21 protein-coding genes and 2 pseudogenes are annotated in these 21,940 nt (G+C 38.0%); 14 read left to right on the top strand and 9 right to left on the bottom strand.

All coding sequences use genetic code 11. The features are described 5' to 3' along the window. Positions 1 to 99 precede the first annotated feature (99 nt). Positions 100 to 1,695, bottom strand: a complete 1,596-nt coding sequence (locus CVFO_RS00505) for a phosphoethanolamine transferase (RefSeq protein WP_201339664.1) — start codon at positions 1,693 to 1,695, stop codon at positions 100 to 102. A gap of 63 nt (positions 1,696 to 1,758) precedes the next feature. On the opposite strand from CVFO_RS00505, the gene CVFO_RS00500 reads away from it, so the two are divergent. Genes CVFO_RS00500 through CVFO_RS00490 form a run of 3 tightly spaced genes read left to right on the top strand, consistent with a single transcriptional unit; the run spans position 1,759 to position 3,778 of the window. Beyond that, complete coding sequence (locus CVFO_RS00500) at positions 1,759 to 2,433, top strand: TatD family hydrolase (protein ID WP_201339663.1); 675 nt, start codon at positions 1,759 to 1,761, stop codon at positions 2,431 to 2,433. Next, positions 2,433 to 3,170, top strand: coding sequence for a tRNA threonylcarbamoyladenosine dehydratase (locus CVFO_RS00495; RefSeq protein WP_201339662.1), 738 nt, complete (start codon positions 2,433 to 2,435; stop codon positions 3,168 to 3,170). The genes CVFO_RS00500 and CVFO_RS00495 overlap by 1 nt, the downstream gene beginning before the upstream one ends. A 44-nt stretch (positions 3,171 to 3,214) precedes the next feature. Further along, complete coding sequence (locus CVFO_RS00490; RefSeq protein ID WP_201339661.1) at positions 3,215 to 3,778, top strand: thioredoxin family protein; 564 nt, start codon at positions 3,215 to 3,217, stop codon at positions 3,776 to 3,778. A 211-nt stretch (positions 3,779 to 3,989) separates the two neighbouring features. Here the strand turns inward: CVFO_RS00490 and CVFO_RS00485 are convergent, their stop codons facing one another. After that, positions 3,990 to 4,355 carry a transposase gene (locus tag CVFO_RS00485; RefSeq protein ID WP_201339660.1) on the bottom strand — a complete coding sequence of 122 codons (366 nt, stop codon included), beginning with the start codon at positions 4,353 to 4,355 and terminating at the stop codon, positions 3,990 to 3,992. Between the two features lie 173 nt (positions 4,356 to 4,528). Between CVFO_RS00485 and CVFO_RS00480 the strand changes: the two are divergent. Continuing rightward, positions 4,529 to 5,635: pseudogene (locus CVFO_RS00480) on the top strand (IS3 family transposase). 79 nt (positions 5,636 to 5,714) lie between these two features. On the opposite strand, the pseudogene CVFO_RS00475 reads toward CVFO_RS00480, so the two are convergent. Next, positions 5,715 to 6,476 (bottom strand): annotated as a pseudogene (locus CVFO_RS00475) (transposase); the annotation flags it as partial. A gap of 262 nt (positions 6,477 to 6,738) precedes the next feature. On the opposite strand from CVFO_RS00475, the gene CVFO_RS00465 reads away from it, so the two are divergent. Beyond that, the gene (locus tag CVFO_RS00465) at positions 6,739 to 7,203 is read left to right on the top strand and encodes a DUF1223 domain-containing protein (protein WP_201339659.1); all 465 of its coding nucleotides are present in this window, start codon (positions 6,739 to 6,741) and stop codon (positions 7,201 to 7,203) included. 253 nt (positions 7,204 to 7,456) lie between these two features. Here CVFO_RS00465 and pyrE read toward each other — a convergent pair whose 3' ends face one another. Next, complete coding sequence (pyrE, locus tag CVFO_RS00460) at positions 7,457 to 8,101, bottom strand: orotate phosphoribosyltransferase (protein ID WP_201339658.1); 645 nt, start codon at positions 8,099 to 8,101, stop codon at positions 7,457 to 7,459. A 24-nt stretch (positions 8,102 to 8,125) separates the two neighbouring features. On the opposite strand from pyrE, the gene CVFO_RS00455 reads away from it, so the two are divergent. Next, positions 8,126 to 8,896, top strand: a complete 771-nt coding sequence (locus CVFO_RS00455) for an exodeoxyribonuclease III (RefSeq protein ID WP_201339657.1) — start codon at positions 8,126 to 8,128, stop codon at positions 8,894 to 8,896. 34 nt (positions 8,897 to 8,930) lie between these two features. Here the strand turns inward: CVFO_RS00455 and CVFO_RS00450 are convergent, their stop codons facing one another. Further along, the gene (locus tag CVFO_RS00450) at positions 8,931 to 9,314 is read right to left on the bottom strand and encodes a hypothetical protein (RefSeq protein ID WP_201339656.1); all 384 of its coding nucleotides are present in this window, start codon (positions 9,312 to 9,314) and stop codon (positions 8,931 to 8,933) included. A 388-nt stretch (positions 9,315 to 9,702) separates the two neighbouring features. On the opposite strand from CVFO_RS00450, the gene trmB reads away from it, so the two are divergent. From trmB to fabB, 8 genes are read left to right on the top strand one after another with little or no spacing between them, the layout of a single operon-like run. After that, the gene (trmB, locus tag CVFO_RS00445) at positions 9,703 to 10,350 is read left to right on the top strand and encodes a tRNA (guanosine(46)-N7)-methyltransferase TrmB (RefSeq protein WP_225879280.1); all 648 of its coding nucleotides are present in this window, start codon (positions 9,703 to 9,705) and stop codon (positions 10,348 to 10,350) included. Continuing rightward, on the top strand, positions 10,350 to 10,802 hold the full coding sequence (locus tag CVFO_RS00440; RefSeq protein ID WP_201339654.1) for an FxsA family protein: 453 nt from the start codon (positions 10,350 to 10,352) through the stop codon (positions 10,800 to 10,802). Before trmB ends, CVFO_RS00440 begins: the two co-directional genes overlap by 1 nt. Continuing rightward, positions 10,790 to 12,013, top strand: coding sequence for a bifunctional folylpolyglutamate synthase/dihydrofolate synthase (locus CVFO_RS00435; protein ID WP_201339653.1), 1,224 nt, complete (start codon positions 10,790 to 10,792; stop codon positions 12,011 to 12,013). Before CVFO_RS00440 ends, CVFO_RS00435 begins: the two co-directional genes overlap by 13 nt. 39 nt (positions 12,014 to 12,052) lie before the next feature. Next, positions 12,053 to 12,901 carry a CvpA family protein gene (locus CVFO_RS00430; protein ID WP_201339652.1) on the top strand — a complete coding sequence of 283 codons (849 nt, stop codon included), beginning with the start codon at positions 12,053 to 12,055 and terminating at the stop codon, positions 12,899 to 12,901. A gap of 10 nt (positions 12,902 to 12,911) precedes the next feature. Then, positions 12,912 to 14,429, top strand: coding sequence for an amidophosphoribosyltransferase (gene purF / locus CVFO_RS00425; RefSeq protein WP_201339651.1), 1,518 nt, complete (start codon positions 12,912 to 12,914; stop codon positions 14,427 to 14,429). A gap of 25 nt (positions 14,430 to 14,454) precedes the next feature. Beyond that, positions 14,455 to 15,621: an O-succinylhomoserine sulfhydrylase gene (locus CVFO_RS00420; RefSeq protein ID WP_201339650.1), complete on the top strand. Its 1,167-nt coding sequence runs from the start codon at positions 14,455 to 14,457 to the stop codon at positions 15,619 to 15,621. Between the two features lie 30 nt (positions 15,622 to 15,651). Then, positions 15,652 to 16,161, top strand: a complete 510-nt coding sequence (gene fabA / locus CVFO_RS00415; RefSeq protein ID WP_201339649.1) for a bifunctional 3-hydroxydecanoyl-ACP dehydratase/trans-2-decenoyl-ACP isomerase — start codon at positions 15,652 to 15,654, stop codon at positions 16,159 to 16,161. Then, the gene (gene fabB / locus CVFO_RS00410) at positions 16,161 to 17,378 is read left to right on the top strand and encodes a beta-ketoacyl-ACP synthase I (protein WP_201339648.1); all 1,218 of its coding nucleotides are present in this window, start codon (positions 16,161 to 16,163) and stop codon (positions 17,376 to 17,378) included. The genes fabA and fabB overlap by 1 nt, the downstream gene beginning before the upstream one ends. 39 nt (positions 17,379 to 17,417) lie before the next feature. Here the strand turns inward: fabB and secF are convergent, their stop codons facing one another. Genes secF through serS form a run of 4 tightly spaced genes read right to left on the bottom strand, consistent with a single transcriptional unit; the run spans position 17,418 to position 21,860 of the window. After that, positions 17,418 to 18,344, bottom strand: coding sequence for a protein translocase subunit SecF (gene secF / locus CVFO_RS00405; RefSeq protein ID WP_201339647.1), 927 nt, complete (start codon positions 18,342 to 18,344; stop codon positions 17,418 to 17,420). Next, on the bottom strand, positions 18,341 to 20,191 hold the full coding sequence (secD, locus tag CVFO_RS00400) for a protein translocase subunit SecD (RefSeq protein WP_201339646.1): 1,851 nt from the start codon (positions 20,189 to 20,191) through the stop codon (positions 18,341 to 18,343). Before secD ends, secF begins: the two co-directional genes overlap by 4 nt. A 16-nt stretch (positions 20,192 to 20,207) precedes the next feature. Beyond that, positions 20,208 to 20,546 (bottom strand): preprotein translocase subunit YajC, encoded by a 339-nt coding sequence (gene yajC, locus CVFO_RS00395; protein ID WP_201339645.1) that lies wholly within the window; start codon positions 20,544 to 20,546, stop codon positions 20,208 to 20,210. Between the two features lie 24 nt (positions 20,547 to 20,570). Continuing rightward, on the bottom strand, positions 20,571 to 21,860 hold the full coding sequence (gene serS, locus CVFO_RS00390) for a serine--tRNA ligase (RefSeq protein ID WP_201339644.1): 1,290 nt from the start codon (positions 21,858 to 21,860) through the stop codon (positions 20,571 to 20,573). Positions 21,861 to 21,940 lie beyond the last annotated feature (80 nt).

Below are 21,940 nucleotides of genomic sequence, written 5' to 3'. Positions count from 1 at the left end.
ATCACTTTTAACTTTAAATGTTAAACTATATTCCAACTACCAACATAATTAATCACATCGCCGATACACTTTAAAAAAAAAATAGCCAATGCCGTTAATTCATTCGATATAACGAATGTAATCCAACTTTTCTTTGTAAACAAGGGTATCGACATTCATCAGCCCTAACAATGTGTGAAACATACCATCATGAGAAAGTTTGGTGTTTGCTTTTTTATTTAACAATTCTGTATCAATATCCTTAGAAAATTCATCACTAAACCACAAAATTGAGCCAACATGAATTTGCGCCTTAGGTGCGATAAAATAGGGCATTCCGTGCAGATATAGTCCATTCTCACCCAGAGATTCTCCATGATCACTCATATAAAACATAGCGGTTTTAAATTGACTTTGGTTGTTTTTTAAAAAATTGATTGTTTTGGATAAAAAATAATCCGTATAAACAATAGTATTGTCATATGCATTGTTAATTTGCTCATTGGTGCATTTGTTCAACTGATTGGTTTCACATATAGGAGTAAATATTTTAAACTTTTCAGGATAGCGTTTGTAATATGCTGGGCCATGGCTGCCCATCATGTGTAAAACAATAAGCATGTCTTTATCATAATAAGTATCCACATATTGTTGTAAACCAACCAGCATGCCTTCATCTCTGCATTCAATATTACAGACTGTATTCAAACGCTTTGATTTAAAATCCTGATAAGTGAGACGATCTGCCACACCTTTTGAGCTAGAATTATTATCCCTCCACAAAATTTCCACACCTGCACAGCTTAAAATATCAAGTGCATTACTCATGTTTTTACCTTGGACGTGTGTGTAGTCACTTCGACCTAAGCTTGAAAACATACATGGCAATGAATAGGCAGTGTCCGTACCGCAAGAATACATCTGGCTTAAACTAATCACATTTTCATTTGCCAGCAAAGGATTGGTCATTCTTTGATATCCATTCAAAGAAAAACGATCTGCCCTAGCTGTTTCACCAACAACCACAATGATTAACTTTTTCTTATCATTAGCTCGATTGATTAACGCATCTTGAGCAATGACCTTAAAAGGAATGGTGACAGTTTCAAATTTTGAATTGATGTGTTTACCAATGGCATATAGATAATAAGTTGGATTAATATATAAGCGCAGCTGCTTATTTTCTCGAATAAGAGAAGTGTACGATTTAGAAAACGTCAAAGCTATTAGAACAAATATAACCAACAAAATAACAATCACTTTTAATCTAGAACACAATTGTTGTAGAAAATTTTCTTTAACAATTTGAACCTTATAAACCCAATAACTAGGCATTAACCCCAGCAAAATAACATATGCAATTAGCTCAAAACTAAATAAGTCAACCGACTCTGCTACATTGCTTTCTAAGCTATTAGCGATCATATTATCATCAAAGATGATGCTATAATTATTGGCAAAATAAGCAACAATAGCTGACGCAATAAGCAATAAGATTAATATTGGCTTGGCACTATATCGATAGCAAACCAAGAGCAATCCTACCACTAAAAATACAAGCAACCAGATTAATAAGGAAGCCACAAATGCGATATTATCAACCAAAGGATAAATCTCAATCACCTTTGAGAAGAATTTAAAATTGCCTGTTGTGGTCAAAAATATCGCAACAATAAGCACCAAACTGGTTGCCGTTACTCTTTGGAAAAACTTCATTAATAGCTAAGTTGGGTGTAAATAATGGTTATTATATTGTCTAAATCATAACGACACAAACCAATGATTAACTCACATGCCCATTTGGACTTTGACCACATCCACACAATCGCTGAAAATGCAGTGGCAATTGTGCCTAGCGTAGGTAAACAAAACTGGCAACAGGTGCAAGTGTATCCATATTTTTCGTTGGGCATTCATCCTTGGTTGGCCGAATCGCACACCCAGCAAGATTTAGACGCCTTGGAATACTTGATTAAATGTAGCAATCCTATTGCCATTGGTGAGTGCGGGTTAGACTTTGCTAAAGACATTGATAGGAGTCAGCAACTGTATATTTTTGAATGCCAGTTACAATTGGCTGAAACTTACAAATTGCCAGTGATTATCCACGCAGTAAAAGCAACTGAGGAAGTGATATTGTTGTTAACAAAATACCCAAAAGTCACAGGTGAAATTCATGGCTTTTCAGGTAGTGAAGCGCAAGCTAAAACCTTGGCAGGTATGGAATTTTATTTAGGATTTGGGTTGCAAATTCTGAATGATAAATCTCTAAAATTAAGAAGAATTGCTCGAAACTTAGCGCTTAAATCGCTACTAATCGAAACAGATGACCACGCTAATCCGAATGACTTAATGCTAGTCGCTGAAAAAATCGCCCAACTAAAACAAATATCGGTAAAAAATTTGAGCAAGCAATGTGATAATAACGCCATTTTACTATTTGGATTGCAATAATGAGTGGTAGCTGTGCACGAACTGAAATATTATTAGGTCAGCAAGGATTAGCACGATTAGCAGAATCTCATGTTTTAATTGTTGGTCTTGGTGGCGTTGGTGGCGTTTGTGCAGAAGCACTTTGTAGAGCTGGCGTGGGTACATTAACTCTAATTGACTTTGACATTGTAGAAAAAACAGACCTTAATCGTCAAATTATTGCACTTAATTCAACACTTGGACTGCCTAAAGTAGATGTACTGGCTGATAGATTACGTGATATCAACTCTGATACTATTATCATCAAGCGTCATGAATTTATAGATAAGAATAAAGCTCACGCCATTGCACTTGATGCCAATCTGGATTTTATTGCAGATTGTATTGATGCCATTGCTTATAAAACCATACTTATTGACAGTTGTAATCAATCCAAAAAACCTATTATTTCAAGTATGGGTGCGGGCGGAAGGCTTGATCCTACTCAAGTGAAAATTTCACGCATGGATAAAACCCAGAACTGTGCTTTAGCACGTGAAATGCGCAAGCAACTTAGACGTATTCACGCTTCACTTAAATTTCCCGTGGTACATTCAACAGAAGTGCCAATTAAGGCATTACCACATCAAGCAGTACGCGCAACTGACACCGCCCCTGCTGGTAGACCTAGAGCAGTGAATGGTGCAATCTCGTATATGCCTAATATTTTTGGGTTAATGATGGCAGGATATATTATTCAAACTCTGTTAAAATCATAATCTTTTAAAAATGAGTCTTGTCTGTTTCAAGAAAGAGGAAGAAAATGGTTAGTACACAAACCCCAATTTGCGATTTTAACACTCCAGCAATTGACTTTAGTCTAAAAGGTGTTGATGGGACAATGCACAATTTAAAAAGTTGCCAAGGTGAAAACGGCCTATTACTGATGTTCATTTGCAATCATTGCCCTTATGTTAAAGCAATTATTGATCGCATCATTCGTGACACCAAAGCACTCAAAAAAATAGGGGTAAATGCCGTTGCAATCATGTCAAACAACCCAAATGAATATGAGGCTGACTCTTTTGAAAATATGCAAAAAATTGCCACAAGCATGAACTTCCCATTTCCCTACCTAATAGATGAAACTCAGCAGGTCGCTAAAACCTATGGTGCTGTATGTACGCCTGATTTCTTTGGCTACAATGCTGATTTAAAATTGCAATATCGTGGTCGGCTTGACGCGTCACACAAAGAGTCTGCAGCGGTGGATATTAAGCGTGATTTATTTGATGCAATGAGCCAAATAGCCATAACTAGACAAGGTCCCAAAGAACAAATACCCTCAATGGGCTGTTCAATTAAATGGCTACCTAGTGTTGACTAAGTATAACGCCATGTAGTATGGTTAAAAATGACGCTGGCGTTAAAAATTTATTACCTTAAAAGAGAGACCTTTGCGTAATTCATAATTCCCTCTCCAAAATTCCATTCTTTTTATTTTTTCTAAAAAATTTACCAGATTTTCTCATCTTTGCATAAAAATCTAACAAACCACCTTTTAAATAGATGCTTTTAGCATTTATTTTTCTTATTTTTTACACCATTCCAACCTTTAAACACAACAACCCCTCAGGCTTTGCATTCGTTTGAATATATTCATGCCAGTCTTTCAAGTTGTGACTCATGGCAATTAACTGAGCCCTGGTTTTATTTCTTTCTAAACCAAGGTATCTTACCTTGCCTAAACCATGATGAAGCTTGAGCAAACCAAAGGTTCGCTCAACAATATAACGAATCGATGAGTGTTGCTTGTTCTGTTGTTTCTGTTGTTTAGTAATTAAACTCTCAGATTTCCTAAGATTTAATCGCATATCCCACAAACCCGTATAATGAGCTGGAGTATAGAACACCTCACGAGTCTCTAAAGTTAGCGAATTACCCACAACAACCTGAAATAGCACATACCATACTGCAATAGTCTAATTTTATTGGACACAAAGATAGCCTTATAATACAAACCATAAGGAGGTCAGTAATGACACAATATAAATCAAGAAAACAACGAGTGACTTTTACCGTTGAACATTCTGTTCAATACCCCCTTGAGGGGGGAACACTAGATTATGCCAAACTCATGGTGCATGAGAATTACACCAATAAAAAAAATCATGATAATATCAGGAGCTTGCTCCTCAGCAGTTAGCAGATGGAGAAAACAATACCTAGCAGAGCTTGGTGGACAAACACCAGAGTCAGGCAAAGCGCTGACTTCTGAACAACAAACAATACAACTGCTTGAGAAACAACTTTGGCGCGCACAAAGGGACAATGAAATCTTAAAAAAGGCAACAGCCTTGTTCGCTGTGGACAATCACCAAGTGATATGATTATCAAGATAAACAAGGCTTGCCAACAATACAATACTAAAGAATTATGAGCATTACTCAAACTTCCTCGCAGTAGTTATTACTATCAAGTCAAAGATAAGCGAGTAAACAACAACACCAACGCTATGATTAAATTAATCAAACAAACTGCTATTGAAGTTGGATACACCTATGGCAAACGCAGAATGCGAGTAGTTTTGAATAACCAAGGTTATAACATTGGTATTTACCAAACTGCAACGCTAATGAAAAAAGCCAATGTAGTTGCCATACGCCCAAGAAAGCGTCATTATTACCCTAATACTAGATTGATGTTTAAAAAGGCAAAAAACCTATTAAATCGTGTGTTTGAGCAGCAATCAATTAATACGCATTGGGTTGGTGATATTACCTATATCAAAACCTATCAAGGTGGGAGTTATTTAGCCAGTGTGTTGGATTTAGGCTCAAGACAAGTTGTTGGTTGGGCATTGTCAAAACAGCCTAATGCTCAGTTGGCAAAGGATGCGCTTAGTAATGCTGTGTCTAGACACCAGCCCAATACAAATAAACACATGTTCCACTCTGATCAAGGGACTCAATACTCTTCTAAAGTTTTTATTGATTATTGCAACAAGAACAACATTACTCAAAGCATGAGCAGGCGAGGTAATTGTTGGGATAATGCGGTCATGGAGCGTTTCTTTAGAAGTCTGAAGACTGAGAGATTAAATTATCAAAGTTTTGCAAATCATAGTGAAGTCGTGCAAAATGTAGAGGGTTATATCTACTTGTATAATTACAAAAGGATTCATTCAGCGATTGGGTATTTAACACCTGCTCAAAAGATGGCTGAATTGAAAAAAGCGGCTTGAAATGTGTCCAAGTAGGTTAGAGCATTGCACACTCACCGAAACCCTACATTTCCCTAAATCATGCCTTCATTGTGAAGATCCGCCACTGAATCAAACGTTCTAATGATTGAATAACTCGTCTTGCTGGCATGGACAAGTCCACATCAATATTCAAGCCTTCCCGATTGTAATCATCGACAACATTAAAAGTTCTAATGTGCCTGCCATCAGTGAGTGAGTCTGACATAAAATCCATTGACCAAGTTTGGTTAATAGTTGTTGGCACACTCAGTGCTTCGGGTTTATCTCTTTTGATTCTTCTTCTTGGCTTGATTCTTAGATTGAGCTCCAGTTCTTGGTAAATGCGATACACTCGTTTATGGTTAAATTTGTAGTCTTTAACATTACGTAGATATAAATAGCACAGTTTAAAACCCCAACGCTTGTGCGTTGCGGTTAAGCGCAGTAGACAATCGGCAATTAAAGCATTGTCATCACTGAGTTTTGGTTGATAATAATAAGTGCTTTTACTAATGCTACAAACTTCGTAAATAAGTTTGATACTTGTGTTCTTATTTTGTTCATTGATGTTTAAAGCCATCCTCACGCCACTGGGATGGCTTTAGAACTTTTTTGCTAAGGCATCCTTTGTAATTTGCAGTTTCAACTCACTCTCAGCATACATACGTTTGAATTGAGCATTTTCTGATTCTAGCTCTTTTAAGCGTTTAACCATAGAGACAAAATCTGTATCACCGTATTTAGATCTCCATTTGTAAAATGTGGCTTGAGACATTGCGTATTCACGGCATAGATCAGCCACAGATATGCCTGATTGGTTTTGTTTGAGTATGTTGACTATTTATAACTCTGTATATCTTGATTTTTTCATGTGAAAACTCCTTATTTTTTATTATAGAATTTTCTACTTTAGAATGGTGGTTTTTTGGGGTATTACAACCCGATGGGCATTTTACAACGATTAGTATTTATTTTAGACAAAGATAGACCACGAAAATATATGCTTCAAACAGCAACGGCTAGACAAAGCTGAGAAAATGGAAGAAACAAGCAAAAAAGCCGCTTAGCTGAAACTTTTTATTAATAAGTGCGTACATTAAAGTATGCGCTTAATAAAAATAACCCTCTCATTACTTCTTGTTCTTTTTGGTGGTACTGTTTTTGCAAAAAGCCTTCACTTTGAAAGCACCGACTACCAAAATACCATGGTTGAACTTTACACCTATGAAGGCTGCAGTTCTTGCCCGACAGCGGATAAATGGCTCAGCGAATTTATGCAACACCCAAAATTATTTAGTGAAATAATACCCATGGCGTTTCATGTGGACTATTGGGATTATATCGGCTGGCAAGACAAATTTGCACATGCTGATTATACAAAAAGACAAAAACAACACCATCAACAAAACAACATTTCTCAAGTTTATACGCCACAAATCATTCAAAATGGCAAAGAAGATAGAGCTTGGCGCTATCCACATCCCCAAACTTTAAGCCAGCAAAAAGTAGGGAAATTAAGCGTTGATGTACTTGACGACATGGCTTATATTAAATTTAAACCACAGTAAAAACGCCAGCCTTTAATAGCGCATATTGCCCTATTAGGTTTTGGATTTGAAAACAAAATTACGGCTGGTGAGAATGACAACAAAATTTTAAACCATGATTTTGTGGTGCTCAATCACACGCAAAAAATCAGCAAGGGTAATGCTGGTCAATCAAACTACCACGCTCAACAAAATCAGCAAAACGCTTTGCACTGGCAGTATGGATCAGCACACCACATTCATTAAAACCCATTCAGGCTAGTGGCAGTTGGCTTTAGCCTTTAACACCATAGCAATCTCGATATGCCTCAATGCGCTCAATTAACGCATGGTCATTGCCTTGCTTTAAATAATCAACCAAGTGCGATAAATTAATAATACTTAAAACTGAAAGCCCAAAATTCTGCTCAACTTCCTGAATAGCAGATTGCTGACCAATGCCTTTTTCCTGACGGTCAACCGCCACAATCACGCCCTTAGCAGTTGCACCATTTGCTTTAATAATATCCATCGCCTCACGAATGGCAGTACCTGCCGTGATGACATCGTCAATAATTAAAATATTACCTTCAAGTGGGTGGCCAACAATATCCCCACCCTCGCCATGCGTTTTGGCTTCTTTGCGATTAAAACTATAGGGCACATTTTTACTAAAACCATCATTAAGCGCCATAGCAGTAGCAGTTGCTAGTGGAATGCCTTTGTAGGCTGGGCCAAACAAAACATCAAAGTCCAAGCCGCTATTTTCAATCGCTGTCGCGTAGAATTTACCCAATTGAGAAAGGTGCTGCCCCGTATTAAATACCCCGGCATTAAAAAAATAAGGACTAATACGACCAGATTTTAAGGTGAATTCACCAAATTTGAGCGCACCACTGCCCAACATAAAATCTACAAAGTCTTTTTGATACTGCTCCATGGGTTTTCCTATAAAATTATTTCGATGAAAATAATTATAACGGCTAATGTCAACGGAATTCGTGCTGCTGAACGAAAAGGTTTTTTTGATTGGATAAAAACCCAAAATGCAGACGTGGTTTGCTTGCAAGAAATCAAAGCACAAGAAGATCAATTAGATGAGCGATTTTATCCAAAAGAATACCACTGCTATTACCAACCTGCTGAGAAAAAAGGCTATTCTGGCACGGCAATCTTTATCAAACAAGCACCCATTCAAGTCATTAAAGAAAGCCCGTGGGATGATATTAATTTTGAAGGACGGTTTATTCGAGCTGACTTTAAAGATTTTTCAGTTATTTCAATTTACATACATTCAGGCAGTGCCAAACAAGAGCGCCAAGATTTAAAAATGGCGTTTTTAACTGAGCGATTTATGCCTTACTTACAAGAACTTAAAGCAAGCGGACGCAAGGTCATTATTTGTGGTGATGTGAATATCGTACATCAGGAAAGAGACATTAAAAACTGGAAAGCCAATCAGAAAAATTCAGGCTGTTTGCCAGAGGAGCGTGCTTGGTTAGATGAGTTATTTTTTGAAGTTGGCTTTATTGACGGCTTTCGTGAAGTCAATCAAGGAGATAGGCAATACACTTGGTGGAGTAATCGTGGACAAGCATGGGCGAATAATGTCGGCTGGCGCATTGATTATCAAATCCTCACGCCGAATCTCAAAGGTACAGTTAAAAGTGTCAGCATTTATAAAGATGAGCGTTTTTCAGATCACGCGCCGCTTATTATGGATTATCAATTATGAAAAAACTTAATTTGCTACTGATATTGATTGCTTTTTAATAGCTACACTGATAATCAAATATACAGCTGCTAATAGCAGAACAAATACAAAATGATAAGGCAAAACGCCTTAATTTAACACGGGTTGTTCTTGCGATATCTGAGCCTTTAACGTTTCTAAAGACTGAGTTGCTTGAAGAAGTGACAATGTTAAGTATTGATTGGCTTAACATTGTTAAATCAGTAATTAAGCGATATATTGGCGGGAACTTATGACGTGCTGCCTCCATCCCTTGCAAGCTTAAATGCACTTGTTTGAGTTCGAATAACAAAGGTCGATGATTATAGTCTATTTCATCAAGCTCAATACAAAAAACTTGGTTAAAACTACTTAGTGCTAATGTTAATAACTCTGTGGCTGTATTGGTTGTATGTGACATAAGATGTCCTAATTAATTGGATAAAAAAAATCTGCAACCTAAAAAAGGTGGCAGGCCTCACTTACCCACAAAAGAAGACGGGAGCTTATTAGCTAAAAAGCCTATTCGGCTCTCCTCGACCTACCATAAGCAATTTTGTCCCTATTTATTTTAGGTACAAAAAAGCCGCTGTAATAACGGTAAACGGTAAACCGCTTTTGTGTTTAAGACTCGCAAATATACCACGTATCACTTGACTGTCAAACGGTAAAATAAAACCCATTTTCACGGATAACTTTTATAGAGTGCTTGCTCTTTTAGGTTTTTTAATGGGTATGCTCTGTTGCTTTTTTTAACAACACCTTAACTAAATACTATTTATATGTGTGTCAATATTTTGATAAATAAAATGAGAAAAATTCAAAGTTTTGTACGCCGCTCTGGTCGATTAACACTGGGGCAAAAAATGGGGTTGACTGAACTTTGGGCGGATTATGGGGTTGATTTACCTAAAGGTAAAATTGGTTTAAATCATTTGTTTGTCAAACAACAAAAAATTGTTTTAGAAGTAGGCTTTGGCAATGGGGATAGTTTGCTAGAGATGGCAATTAAGAGGCCTGATAAGAATTTTTTGGGTATTGAAGTATACGAGGCGCATAAACACCAATTAACCAATCTTAAAGTCATTAAAGAAGATGCCGTTGAGGTATTAAAAAACCATATAGAGGGCGATAGTTTTAATCGTTTTCAGTTGTTTTTCCCCGACCCGTGGCATAAGAAAAAGCACTTTAAACGTCGATTGGTGCAAACTGAGTTTTTAGATTTATTATCAAAGAAAATAATAAATGGTGGCAAAGTTCATATGGCAACTGACTGGGAACATTATGCAACTCACATGATGGTAGTTTTAGAAAATCATCCCCACTTTAAAAACACACAAAACGACCCTATCTATTCACCAAGACCTGAATACCAACCCGTCACCAAATTTGAACGACGAGGTCATAGGCTGGGGCACGGCGTTTGGGATTTAATTTTTATTAACGAGGAATCATAATGATATTTCCTTTATTTGTTGTCATGACGCTGCTTGAGATTTATGTTTTGGTATCAGTGGGTGAGTCAATTGGTGGTTTTTCAACCGTATTGTTGGTTGTTGTTACTGCACTTATTGGCTCAACACTACTTAAACAACAAGGGTTTTCCATCCTTGCAAAAGTACAGCAAAAAACCATGAATGGGCAAACACCTGCTTTTGAAATGCTTGAGGGTGTGGTCATCTTAGTCTCAGGTGTTTTGTTATTAACGCCTGGTTTTATTACGGATTTTATCGGCCTGCTTGGGCTTATACCTATTTCAAGGGCTTATTTTATTAATCAAATTTTGAAAAAGAACGCACAAAAGATATTTAGCAAAAATCGCGCTGGCTTTATTCATAAAACCAAAAACACATCACCCCAACAGCGCAATAAAGACAACACCATTGAGGGTGAGTTTTGGGAAGACTAAACACCCTAGATGACTGGCTAAATTATCAAGAAAACTTACATTTTCAGGACATTAACTTAGGGCTAGAACGTGTTAAAAAAGTTTATCAAAGGCTGTTTCCAAAAGGCGTTTCTTTTAAAGTAATTAGCGTTGCTGGTACGAATGGCAAAGGCTCTACTGTGGCTTTTATTGGTAGTATTTACCAACAATCAAACTTTAAAGTCGCTCAATTTAGCTCACCCCATATTCTTAAATACAATGAGCGTTTTGTGATTAACAGCGTGCAAGCAACTGATGAGCAAATTTGCCATGCTTTTGAAAAAATTGAGTCTTTTCGAGGTGAAACATCTCTGACTTATTTTGAATTTTCAACCTTGGCTGCACTGATTATTTTTGAGCTAGAAAAAGTTGATATAGCTGTATTAGAAGTGGGGCTGGGTGGTCGGCTAGACTCGGTTAATATGGTTGATAACGACGTGAGCGTCATTACCAATATTGACATTGACCATGTGGACTATTTGGGCAATACCCGTGAACTGATTGGGCTTGAAAAAGCGGGCATTATGCGCAAAAATACGCCTTGTATTTGTGCTGATACTAATCCACCTGCTTCGATTAGTCAATATGCTCATCAAATCAAAGCACAATTAGAATTTGTTAGGGAAAAATACGCAAGCGATATTGGCTTAATCGGCAAGCACCAACAGCAAAATGCAGCGACAGCGATGCTTGCCGTGCAAAAACTTAACAAAATCCTTCCAGTTAATACCATTCAAATCAAAGCGGGTATTAAATATGCACAACTTGATGCTAGATTTCAAATAAAAACCATTAATAACAAGACTGTTATTCTTGATGTTGCACACAATGCAGCAGCTGTTAAAGTGTTATCAGCAGAATTGGCAAAGCAGCAATGCTCTACCATTGCCATATTTTCAGCTTTAAAAGATAAAAATATTAGCTTGATGATTAACGAAATTAGCATGATTATTAATCAATGGCTACTAGTACCGCTTGATGTGAATCGAGCAATAAACATGAAAGCACTTAGTAATGAATTTAATCTAAATCACAATATTCACGTTTGTAATGATATGCAAAATGCCATTAATCGTGCACTTAATGATAAGCAATATCAGCGTGTTGTTATTTTTGGATCGTTTCATGTTGTTGCAGATGCATTGAAAATACTTATACCATTTATGAAAAATAATGAAGAAGAAATCTTGTAAAATTGCAACTAATCACACAGTATCCCTAGGAGAGATTTGATGGATGAGTTTTTTGCAACTATCTGGACCATGATTGAACGCTTAGTTTGGTCCGACTGGATAACCATTGCTATTTTAGCGACATTCCTAGTATTAGGCTTTAAACGCGGCATGGCAAGAGAACTTATCAATTTAGGGTTTTTATTGTTAGCCATTTTAATTGCATGGCTGTTTTACCAAACACTGGCCACAAGCCCGCTCATCACTTGGCTGGTATTATCACACCACTCTCATTTAGCCATCTCATTTGGGGTGATTTTTATTGGTGTTGTGATCATCAAAAGAGTGATTTACAAACTAACACAATTATCATCAGCCATTGATAACCCTTGTGTACTAAACAAGCTGTTTGCACTCATGGTTGTTCTGGTGGCAATCACTATGTTTAGTTGGCATTATTTAGAGACTGTGGCTGGGCTGGGTATTATGGAAATGCTGATTAGCAATGAATCTGTTCGCATTGGCTTGTCATTTTCAATTGTATTTGGGTTTGCCTTTGGTGTTTTAACTTTTATATCAAGCGTGTTAAATATTTCTATTGATGAAACAAAACCTTGTTTCTTATCGTCTTTTTTCAAAAAAATACTTACGATTTTGCAAGCAATAGACACCAAGCTTAATGCCAGAAATATCAACAGCACTCAAAACAATTTATTAGGCTTAATTGTGGGCTTAATCAAGGGCAGCTTGGCAATTTTAATCATAGTATTGGTGTTGCAAAGTATCAACTGGGTTTCACAAAAGTATTATTGGATTGAAACTCATGGCGCTTTAAGAGCCTTTCAAGATATGGCTTCAGACATTAAACCTGAGTTGTCACAATACTTATTATTTATTGAAAACAATTAAGGACTAACTTATGTGTGGCGTCGTTGGCATTTTATCTACCCCTAAGAAAGATACAGCTGTTTATATTTATGATGCATTGACCATTTTGCAACATCGCGGTCAAGATGCAGCAGGCATCGTCACTGCTCATAAAGGGCGTTTTTATATGCGCAAGTCAAACGGCTTGGTTAAAAATGTCTTTAGAACTAAGCACATGACACAGTTGTTAGGCGATATGGGCATTGGCCATGTACGTTATCCTACTGCAGGCAGCTCGTCCAATGCAGAGGCACAGCCTTTTTATGTTAATTCGCCATACGGTATTGCGTTTGCACATAACGGCAACTTAACCAACACTGAGCAATTGGCTCAAGAGTTATTTGAGCAAGACCTTCGCCATATCAACACCAACTCTGATTCAGAAATTTTACTCAATGTATTTGCCAGTGAATTAGCCAAATTACAAAAACAACGCATTAACGAGGCTGATATTTTTGCTTCTGTGACACAAGTACACAAGCGTGTACGCGGTGCTTATGCAACCATTGGCATGATTCCAGGCTATGGTATTTTTGGCTTTAGAGACCCCAATGGTATTCGCCCATTAATTCTTGGCAAACGCACCACTAAAGGTGGCACTAAATATATGCTAGCCTCTGAAAGCGTGGCGCTTAGTGCACTTGGTTATGAGATTACTCAAGATATCAAACCAGGTGAAGCGGTCGTTATTGACAGGGCAGGCAATACATTTATCAAACAATGCGCAGAAAAACCCAAGCACTCACCTTGTATCTTTGAGTTTGTTTATTTTGCCCGTCCAGATTCGGTCATTGATGATATTTCCGTGTACAAATCTCGTTTAAGAATGGGAGAAAAGCTAGCCATAAAAATTCGTAAAGAATGGGACATTAATGATATTGATGTCGTTATTCCTATTCCTGACACTTCTAGAGTGGCTGCTTTACAACTGGCACATAAATTAGACGTTAAATACAGTGAGGGCTTAATTAAAAATCGATATATTACTCGTACTTTTATCATGCCGGGGCAAAAACAGAGAAAAAAATCTGTGCGCCAAAAACTCAGCACAATTGAGCTTGAATTCAAAGGCAAAAACGTATTATTGGTTGATGATTCCATTGTGCGTGGCACAACCAGTGAGCAAATTGTACAAATGGCTCGCGATGCTGGCGCTAATAAAGTGTTCTTTGCCTCAGCCGCACCTGCTGTGCGCTATCCTAATGTATATGGTATTGATATGGCCAGCAACAAAGAGTTTATTGCCCACGATAGAGACACCAATCAAATCTGCAAAGTCATTGGTGCAGACAAGCTGATTTATCAAGATTTGGATGATTTAATTTGGTGTGTGCAACAAGGCAATAAGGCAATTACCATGTTTGATTGCTCTTGTTTTAATGGTCAATACGTAACTGGCGATATTGATAAAAATTACCTTGCACATATTGAATCTTTACGAGGTGACCTTGCAAAAGAGGAAAACAACACCTCTGAGGCTTCTGAATTGATTGGTAATGATGTAGAATAGCGCTATTTAATAATTTTACAAACACGTGAAAGATTTAAGCTTCGATACCAAAGCCATACGTACAGGCTATCGAACCACTGCTGAACAAGAGCATTCTGAGGCAATATTTTTAACCTCCAGTTTTGTCTTTGACTCAGCCGAACAGGCTGCTAATCGCTTTTCTAAAAAAGAGCCGGGGAATATTTATGCACGTTTTACCAACCCGACAGTGGATGCCTTTGAAAAAAAATTAGCCGCACTTGAAAGTGCGCAAGCCTGTGTTGCAACTTCATCTGGCATGGCAGCAATCTTTGCCACCATTATGGCACTGCTTAAATCGGGTGATCATATTGTTGCTTCTCGTAATATGTTTGGCACCTCAATTGTGCTATTAAACACCATTATTGCTAAATTTAATGTTGACATTAGTTTTGTAGGTTTATCTGACTTATTAGCATGGGAAAGTGCGGTTAAAAATAACACTAAACTTTTTTTACTTGAAACGCCATCCAATCCACTGGGTGAGGTTGTAGATATTACTGCGCTTAGTAAAATATCAAAGGCCAATCATATTCTTTTAGCAGTTGACAATGCAATCTTAAGTCCTGCATTACAAAACCCTATTGCCTTGGGTGCTGATATTGTGATTCACTCAGCCACTAAATATATTGATGGTCAAGGTAGATGCTTAGCAGGTGCTGTGGTCGGAAATGCTGATATTATTGAACAAGTTCATGGATTTGTACGCACTACAGGCCCAAGTTTAAGTGCTTTTAACGCCTGGATTGTGCTTAAAGGGCTAGACACCCTAAGTCTTAGAATGAGGGCGCACTCAGACAATGCGCTTAAACTTGCCATCTGGCTTGAAGCCCAAAATCAGGTAGAAAAAGTCTATTATTTAGGTCTTCCTTCGCACCCTGATTACAACTTAGCCAAATCCCAACAATCTGGTTTTGGTGGTATTGTATCGTTTGAGGTTAAAGGTGGACAAGAGTCGGCCTTTAAAATAATCAACGCCACCAACATGCTTTCCATTACTGCTAATTTAGGCGATACAAAATCTACAATCACCCATCCAGCAACCACAACGCACGGGCGCTTAACCGATGAAGAAAGACTTAATGCTCATATAACGGATGGATTAATCAGGATATCTGTTGGTCTGGAAGACATTAAGGACATCATTGCTGATATTAAGCAGACACTGGTATAATCTAGGGAATATTTTTTACATAAAAACACAATGCAAAATTCTTTTTCTTATGATGAATTAATTAAATGTGGCAATGACGAATTATTTGGGTCGGGCAACGCCCAACTGCCAAAGCCACCGATGTTGATGTTTGATCGCATTAGCCACATTTCTAGTGAAGGTGGCGAATATGGCAAGGGTGAAATTATTGCTGAATTAGATATTAACCCTGATTTGTGGTTTTTTGAATGTCACTTTAATGAAGACCCCGTTATGCCTGGTTGCTTAGGACTAGACGCCATGTGGCAATTAATTGGCTTTTATTTAGGGTGGTTGGGTGGCTCTGGTCGTGGTCGTGCGCTTGGTTCTGGTAATATTAAGTTTGTCGGTCAAGTACTACCTAGTGCAAAAAAAGTAACCTACAAAATTGATTTATCTCGCGTTATTGCACGTAAATTGTACATGGGTGTGGCTGATGCCACTATGGAAGTGGATGGCAAAGTCATTTACGAAGCCACCAATCTTAAGGTTGGATTATTTACTGACACTAGCAAAATGTAATGAACAGAGTCGTTGTCACAGGAATGGGAATTGTTTCTAGTTTGGGTACAAACTGCACAGGGGTTTTAGCCTCCTTAAAAACTGCTAAATCAGGCATTAAATTTGATGAAGACCAGGCAAAAATGGGGCTTCGTTCACACGTGTCTGGCGCTATTGCTGAATTAGACTCTAGTGAAATCATTGACAGAAAAATGAAACGCTTTATGGCTGATGCTGCTATTTATAATGCAGTTGCCCTGGATGAAGCAATTAAACAATCAGGATTAACACCCGAACAAACCTCAAATGAACGTACTGGGCTTATCATGGGTTCTGGTGGCGCTAGCAACCAAAACGTAGTAGAAGCCGCCGACATCTTAAGGGAAAAAGGCATAAAGCGTGTTGGTCCTTATCGCGTACCGCGTACGATGGGCTCTACCACTTCAGCCTGCCTTTCAACCCTGTTCAAAATTAAGGGCATTAACTATTCAATCAGCTCTGCTTGTTCAACCTCTGCACACTGTATCGGCAACGCCATGGAACAAATTCAAATGGGTAAACAAGATGTGGTATTTGCTGGTGGCGGTGAAGAGCTAGATTGGTCGCTCACCATGTTGTTTGATGCAATGGGCGCTTTATCTTCTAAATACAACGAAACGCCTTCAAGTGCTTCTCGTGCCTTTGATGCGAATCGTGATGGTTTTGTTATTTCTGGTGGTGGTGGTGCATTAGTACTTGAATCATTAGAATATGCACAAGCTCGAGGCGCAACTATTCTTGCAGAACTCACAGGCTATGGTGCAACATCTGATGGCTATGATATGGTTGCACCGTCAGGTGAAGGCGCTAAACGCTGTATGCAACTTGCCATTTCAACCGTTAAAGGTCCGATTGATTATATCAATGCACACGGTACTTCCACCCCTGTGGGTGATGTTAAAGAATTAGGTGCCATTAAAGCAGTGTTTGGCAATAACATACCAAATGTAGGCTCAACCAAATCCCTTTCTGGACATGCCTTGGGTGCAGCAGGTGTGAATGAATCAATCTACTCATTACTAATGCTACAAAATGACTTTATGGCTGAATCTGTTAATATTGAAAATCTTGATGAAGCAGTTGAAGGTGTGCCCATTGTACGAACAACAACCAAGCAATCACTCAAACGAGTGATGTCTAATAGCTTTGGCTTTGGTGGTACAAATGCTTGTTTAGTCTTTGAAAAATTTAAGCAATAAACGAAAGAACTTCTTAACAAGCGTTCAAATATTACTTAACTATGGTCGCGAGTCAAGCGCCTTCTTTTCCTTTTCCGATGGCAATAAATCTTCCTTAGTAATACCTAAGACAAGAATCATTGAACTAGCAACATAAATAGAAGAATAAGTACCCACCACCACACCAATTAGTAACGCTAAAGCGAAACTATGAATGGTTTCACCACCTAAAAAGAACAATGCTAACAACACCAATAAGGTGGTTAAAGAGGTCATGATTGTTCTAGATAGCGTTTGATTAAGCGCACCATTAATAATCTTAGGAGAATCAACATGGCGTGTTGATAAGAAGTTTTCACGAATTCGGTCAAACACGACAATAGTATCATTCAAAGAATAGCCAATGACGGCTAATATGGCAGCCAGTACCGTTAAATCAAACTCAATTTGAAATAATGAGAAAAAGCCTAGGGTAATAATAACATCATGAATAAGGGCAGCAATTGAGCCTAATGAAAAACGATACTCAAAACGTATCGCTACATAAATCAAAATACCAATCAACGCATATAGCATTGCCAAGCCACCATCATTAGTAAGCTCTTCACCCACTTTAGGACCTACAAATTCAACCCGACGAATATCAACATCATTGCCTAATAAATTGATGATTTTTGAACTTAGTTTGGCACTAGAAATTGATTGTGGCTCTAAGCGAATTAAAACCTCATTAGTTGAACCAAAGTATTGGACATTGGCCCTTTTAAAATTTGCCTTGGCTAGCGTGGCTCTAATCTCAGCTAGATCAGCACCTTGTTGATAACCTGCTTCAATTAAAGTGCCGCCCGTAAAATCAATGCCTAACTTAAGCCCGTTCATGGTCAATGAAAAAATGCTAGTAGTAACCAACAACACCGAAAATATAATGGCGTAAGTGCGCTTGCCCACAAAATCAATCGTTGGAATATTTAGTGCTTTTAAACTCATATTGAAATCTCCTTTAACTTTTTGCCGCCATATATTTTATTAATGATTGCACGTGAGACAATAATGGCTGTAAACATTGAAGTGATAATGCCAATTGACAAAGTAATCGCAAAGCCTTTAATTGGTCCAGTGCCAAAACCAAACAAGACTAATGCTGCAATTAAGGTTGTAATATTAGCATCTGCGATGGTCAGTAGCGCTTTATCATAGCCGCTTGAAATGGCTTTTTGAATATTGCTATTTGTACCTAACTCCTCTTTAATGCGCTCAAAAATTAACACATTGGCATCCACTGCCATACCCACTGTGAGTACAATACCCGCAATACCTGGCAACGTCAACGTGGCTTGTAATAAAGACAAAACAGACACAATCATCACCAAATTAAACGTCAAAGCCACATTAGCCACCATACCAAATACACGGTAACGCATAGCCATAAATAACAACACCAAAACAAAACCAACCAATACTGATATCACACCTTTGGTAATATTATCCGCACCAAGACTTGGGCCAATGGTGCGTTCCTCAATAATTTCAATTGGTGCTGAGAGCGAACCTGCCCTTAATAATAACGCTAAATTACGCGCTTCCCGAGCACTGTCAATCCCGGTAATTTGAAACCGCGATGAAAATGTACCCTGAATTGTGGCAGCATTAATAATATCTCTAGTGGTAGTACGTTTCTTAATGGTTTTTCCATTCTTAGTAATGGTTTCAACTTTATTTTCAATAAAGACAACTGCCATACGATGGTGTAAATATTTTTTAGTGGTGTTAAGCATTGTTCTACCGCCAACACTATCAAGTGTGATATTCACCATTGGAATGTTGTTTTCTTGGTCAATGCCAGATGATGCACCTGTAATGTTCTCACCCGTTGTGATAACGCGACTCTTTAGCAATAAAGGACGGCCATCTTTAAAATAATAAAGCTTTGAGCCAATTGGCACATGCCCTGATTGAATGGCTGTTTGTGGGTCATTTTTTTCATCAACCAGTCTAAATTCCAAAGTTGCCACCGCGCCTAAAATCTCTTTTGCTCTGGCTGTATCTTGTACGCCTGGCAGTTGAACCACAATACGCTCTGAGCCTTGTTGTTGAATAATTGGCTCTGCCACGCCTAACTCATTCACTCGATTACGCAATGTTGTAATATTCTGTTTAAGTGCACTTTTCTTAGCTTGTCTTTGTGCACTCTCGCTAATGCCAATGTTTAGCAACAACTCATCCGTATTATTATCAAGCACCACTAAATCATTCAATTCTGATTTAATTAACTGAGCTGCTTTGTCTTTTAGTTCAGCGCGCTTAAAACGAATAACAATACTGCCATTTTCTTGCTTGATGCTCTTATATAGTCTATCTTTACGCAATAAAACACGAAGCTCATTATACGTCTTGTCCATTGAAGCTGAAATGACTGCCTCCATATCAACTTCTAATAAGAAATGCACGCCGCCCCTAAGATCCAAACCAAGCGACATGGCTTTACCGCCAAGGCTTGCTAACCAAATCGGCACAGAAGGTGCCAAATTTAACGCCACCACGTAACGACGACCCAGTGCCTGCTTAAGTGCGTCTTTGGCTAAAAGCTGTTGTATATTGTCTTTAAAACGTGCCAAAACTCTTTGATTGGTTAATTCGACAGATTTAAACTCAATTTGTTGCGCTTTTAATGCATCTTTAACTTTATCCAAATCTTGGTCAACAATCAAAGCATTGCCTGCGCTTGACACTTGAACGGCCAAATCAGAGCCGAATATATTCGGCAGCGCGTACAACATTGAAAGCAATAAAACAAATGCAATCAATGCATTCTTAAGCCCTGAGTAATGATTCATAATGGTTATTTTTTAACTAAATTTTAGCGCTGCCTTTTGGCATTTTTTGATTAATACCTTGCTTTTGTACCTTAACCACAACACCATCAGCAATTTCCAATGTTGCAAAAGACTCATCCACAGAAACAACTTTGCCAATCACGCCACCGTTAGTAACAATTTCATCGCCTTTTTTTAATGCTGCTAATAATGTTTTATGCTCCTTAGCACGTTTTTGTTGTGGTCTGATGAGTAAAAAATACATCAACACAAACATAATCAATAAAAATGGTAATCCGCCCCACGGACTTGAAATATCGCCTCCTACTGAACCTTCTGCAAACGCAGGTGTAATGACTAAATCTAATAAACTCATTTTATCTCCTTATGTAAAAAAAAATTAATTAATGACTTCTAAGCCACCCATGTAGCTTTGTAAAACAAAGGGTATTTTAATACTTCTATCGGCTTGCTGATGATTTTCTAATACGGCCACTAACGTTCTACCAACTGCCAACCCTGAGCCATTCAATGTGTGCAATAATTCTGGCTTATTAGTTTCTTTGTTCTTATATCTCAGTTGTAAACGTCGCGCCTGAAAATCTTCAAAACAAGAGCAAGAAGAAATTTCACGATAAGCATTTTGCCCAGGTAACCACACTTCTAAATCATAGGTTTTGGCAGCAGAAAAACCAAGATCTCCTGCACACAAGTTGACCTTTCTATAAGGCAATTCTAATGCTTGCAAGATGCCTTCTGCATGCGCAGTTAACACTTCTAAAGCTTGATATGAGTCTTGTGCTTTAACTACTTGCACCAACTCAACTTTTTCAAATTGATGTTGGCGAATAAGGCCACGAGTATCACGCCCATAACTACCTGCCTCTGATCTAAAACTAGGCGTATGCGCCACAAACTTAAGCGGTAAATCGCCCTCTTTGACAATCATATCACGCATCATATTAGTCACAGGCACTTCACCAGTTGGAATCAAATACAATGTTTTGGCCTCTCCTTGCTCGCCATGCAGGTGCGTTTTAAACAAATCAGCTTCAAACTTTGGCAACTGACCCGTGCCAATTAAAGATTCTGCATTGACCAAATAAGGCACATAAGCCTCGGTATAGCCATTCACTTCACTATGTTGATCCAGCATAAATTGTGTCAATGCACGATGCAAGCGTGCAATTTTACCTGTCATGACAGAAAATCTAGCACCAGAGATCTTAACTGCCGTCTCAAAATCTAGCCCATACATTTCACCCAAATCAACATGATCTTTTACATCAAAATCATACTGACCTGGCTCACCCCATTTTGACACCTCAACATTGTCCTCTTCACTCCTACCCTCAGGTACAGAATGATGAGGAATATTTGGCATTAATAAAACAATCGCATCAATATCAGATTGAATTACTTGTAAATTTGATTTTGCTAAATTTAGCTGATCACTTAAATCTGCAACATCCTTTAATAAAGGCTTAACATCTTCTCCAGAAGTTCTGGCTTTGCCAATCGCCTTAGACTGTGTATTGCGTAGGTTTTGCAGATTTTGAGTTTCGATTTGATTTTTTTTTCTATTCTCTTCTAACTCAGCTAATTGGTTGACATCAAAAGAAAAGTGTCGCTTTTTTAGGGCATTAGCAACCGCATTTATGTCTAATCTTAGTTGCTTTTTGCTTAACATTGTTATATAATTATTTCCTAATTTAGATTAAACGCCTAGTTATACTAGGTTTGACTTTAAAAACTAACTTCAGAAATTAT

The sequence above is a fragment of the Isorropodon fossajaponicum endosymbiont JTNG4 genome (assembly GCF_016592615.1).
GTDB lineage: Bacteria > Pseudomonadota > Gammaproteobacteria > PS1 > Pseudothioglobaceae > Ruthia.
Note: the sequence above shows the minus strand (reverse complement) of the source record. Positions and strands in the feature narration are given on the sequence as shown.

What these genes read in the sequence shown, in the direction of transcription:
- CVFO_RS00505 (WP_201339664.1), bottom strand. Translation starts at nt 1,695, where the DNA reads ATGAAGTTTTTCCAAAGAGTAACGGCAACCAGTTTGGTGCTTATTGTT.
- CVFO_RS00500 (WP_201339663.1), top strand. Translation starts at nt 1,759, where the DNA reads ATGATTAACTCACATGCCCATTTGGACTTTGACCACATCCACACAATC.
- CVFO_RS00495 (WP_201339662.1), top strand. Translation starts at nt 2,433, where the DNA reads ATGAGTGGTAGCTGTGCACGAACTGAAATATTATTAGGTCAGCAAGGA.
- CVFO_RS00490 (WP_201339661.1), top strand. Translation starts at nt 3,215, where the DNA reads ATGGTTAGTACACAAACCCCAATTTGCGATTTTAACACTCCAGCAATT.
- CVFO_RS00465 (WP_201339659.1), top strand. Translation starts at nt 6,739, where the DNA reads ATGCGCTTAATAAAAATAACCCTCTCATTACTTCTTGTTCTTTTTGGT.
- pyrE (WP_201339658.1), bottom strand. Translation starts at nt 8,101, where the DNA reads ATGGAGCAGTATCAAAAAGACTTTGTAGATTTTATGTTGGGCAGTGGT.
- CVFO_RS00455 (WP_201339657.1), top strand. Translation starts at nt 8,126, where the DNA reads ATGAAAATAATTATAACGGCTAATGTCAACGGAATTCGTGCTGCTGAA.
- CVFO_RS00450 (WP_201339656.1), bottom strand. Translation starts at nt 9,314, where the DNA reads ATGTCACATACAACCAATACAGCCACAGAGTTATTAACATTAGCACTA.
- trmB (WP_225879280.1), top strand. Translation starts at nt 9,703, where the DNA reads ATGAGAAAAATTCAAAGTTTTGTACGCCGCTCTGGTCGATTAACACTG.
- CVFO_RS00440 (WP_201339654.1), top strand. Translation starts at nt 10,350, where the DNA reads ATGATATTTCCTTTATTTGTTGTCATGACGCTGCTTGAGATTTATGTT.
- CVFO_RS00430 (WP_201339652.1), top strand. Translation starts at nt 12,053, where the DNA reads ATGGATGAGTTTTTTGCAACTATCTGGACCATGATTGAACGCTTAGTT.
- purF (WP_201339651.1), top strand. Translation starts at nt 12,912, where the DNA reads ATGTGTGGCGTCGTTGGCATTTTATCTACCCCTAAGAAAGATACAGCT.
- fabA (WP_201339649.1), top strand. Translation starts at nt 15,652, where the DNA reads ATGCAAAATTCTTTTTCTTATGATGAATTAATTAAATGTGGCAATGAC.
- fabB (WP_201339648.1), top strand. Translation starts at nt 16,161, where the DNA reads ATGAACAGAGTCGTTGTCACAGGAATGGGAATTGTTTCTAGTTTGGGT.
- secF (WP_201339647.1), bottom strand. Translation starts at nt 18,344, where the DNA reads ATGAGTTTAAAAGCACTAAATATTCCAACGATTGATTTTGTGGGCAAG.
- secD (WP_201339646.1), bottom strand. Translation starts at nt 20,191, where the DNA reads ATGAATCATTACTCAGGGCTTAAGAATGCATTGATTGCATTTGTTTTA.
- yajC (WP_201339645.1), bottom strand. Translation starts at nt 20,546, where the DNA reads ATGAGTTTATTAGATTTAGTCATTACACCTGCGTTTGCAGAAGGTTCA.
- serS (WP_201339644.1), bottom strand. Translation starts at nt 21,860, where the DNA reads ATGTTAAGCAAAAAGCAACTAAGATTAGACATAAATGCGGTTGCTAAT.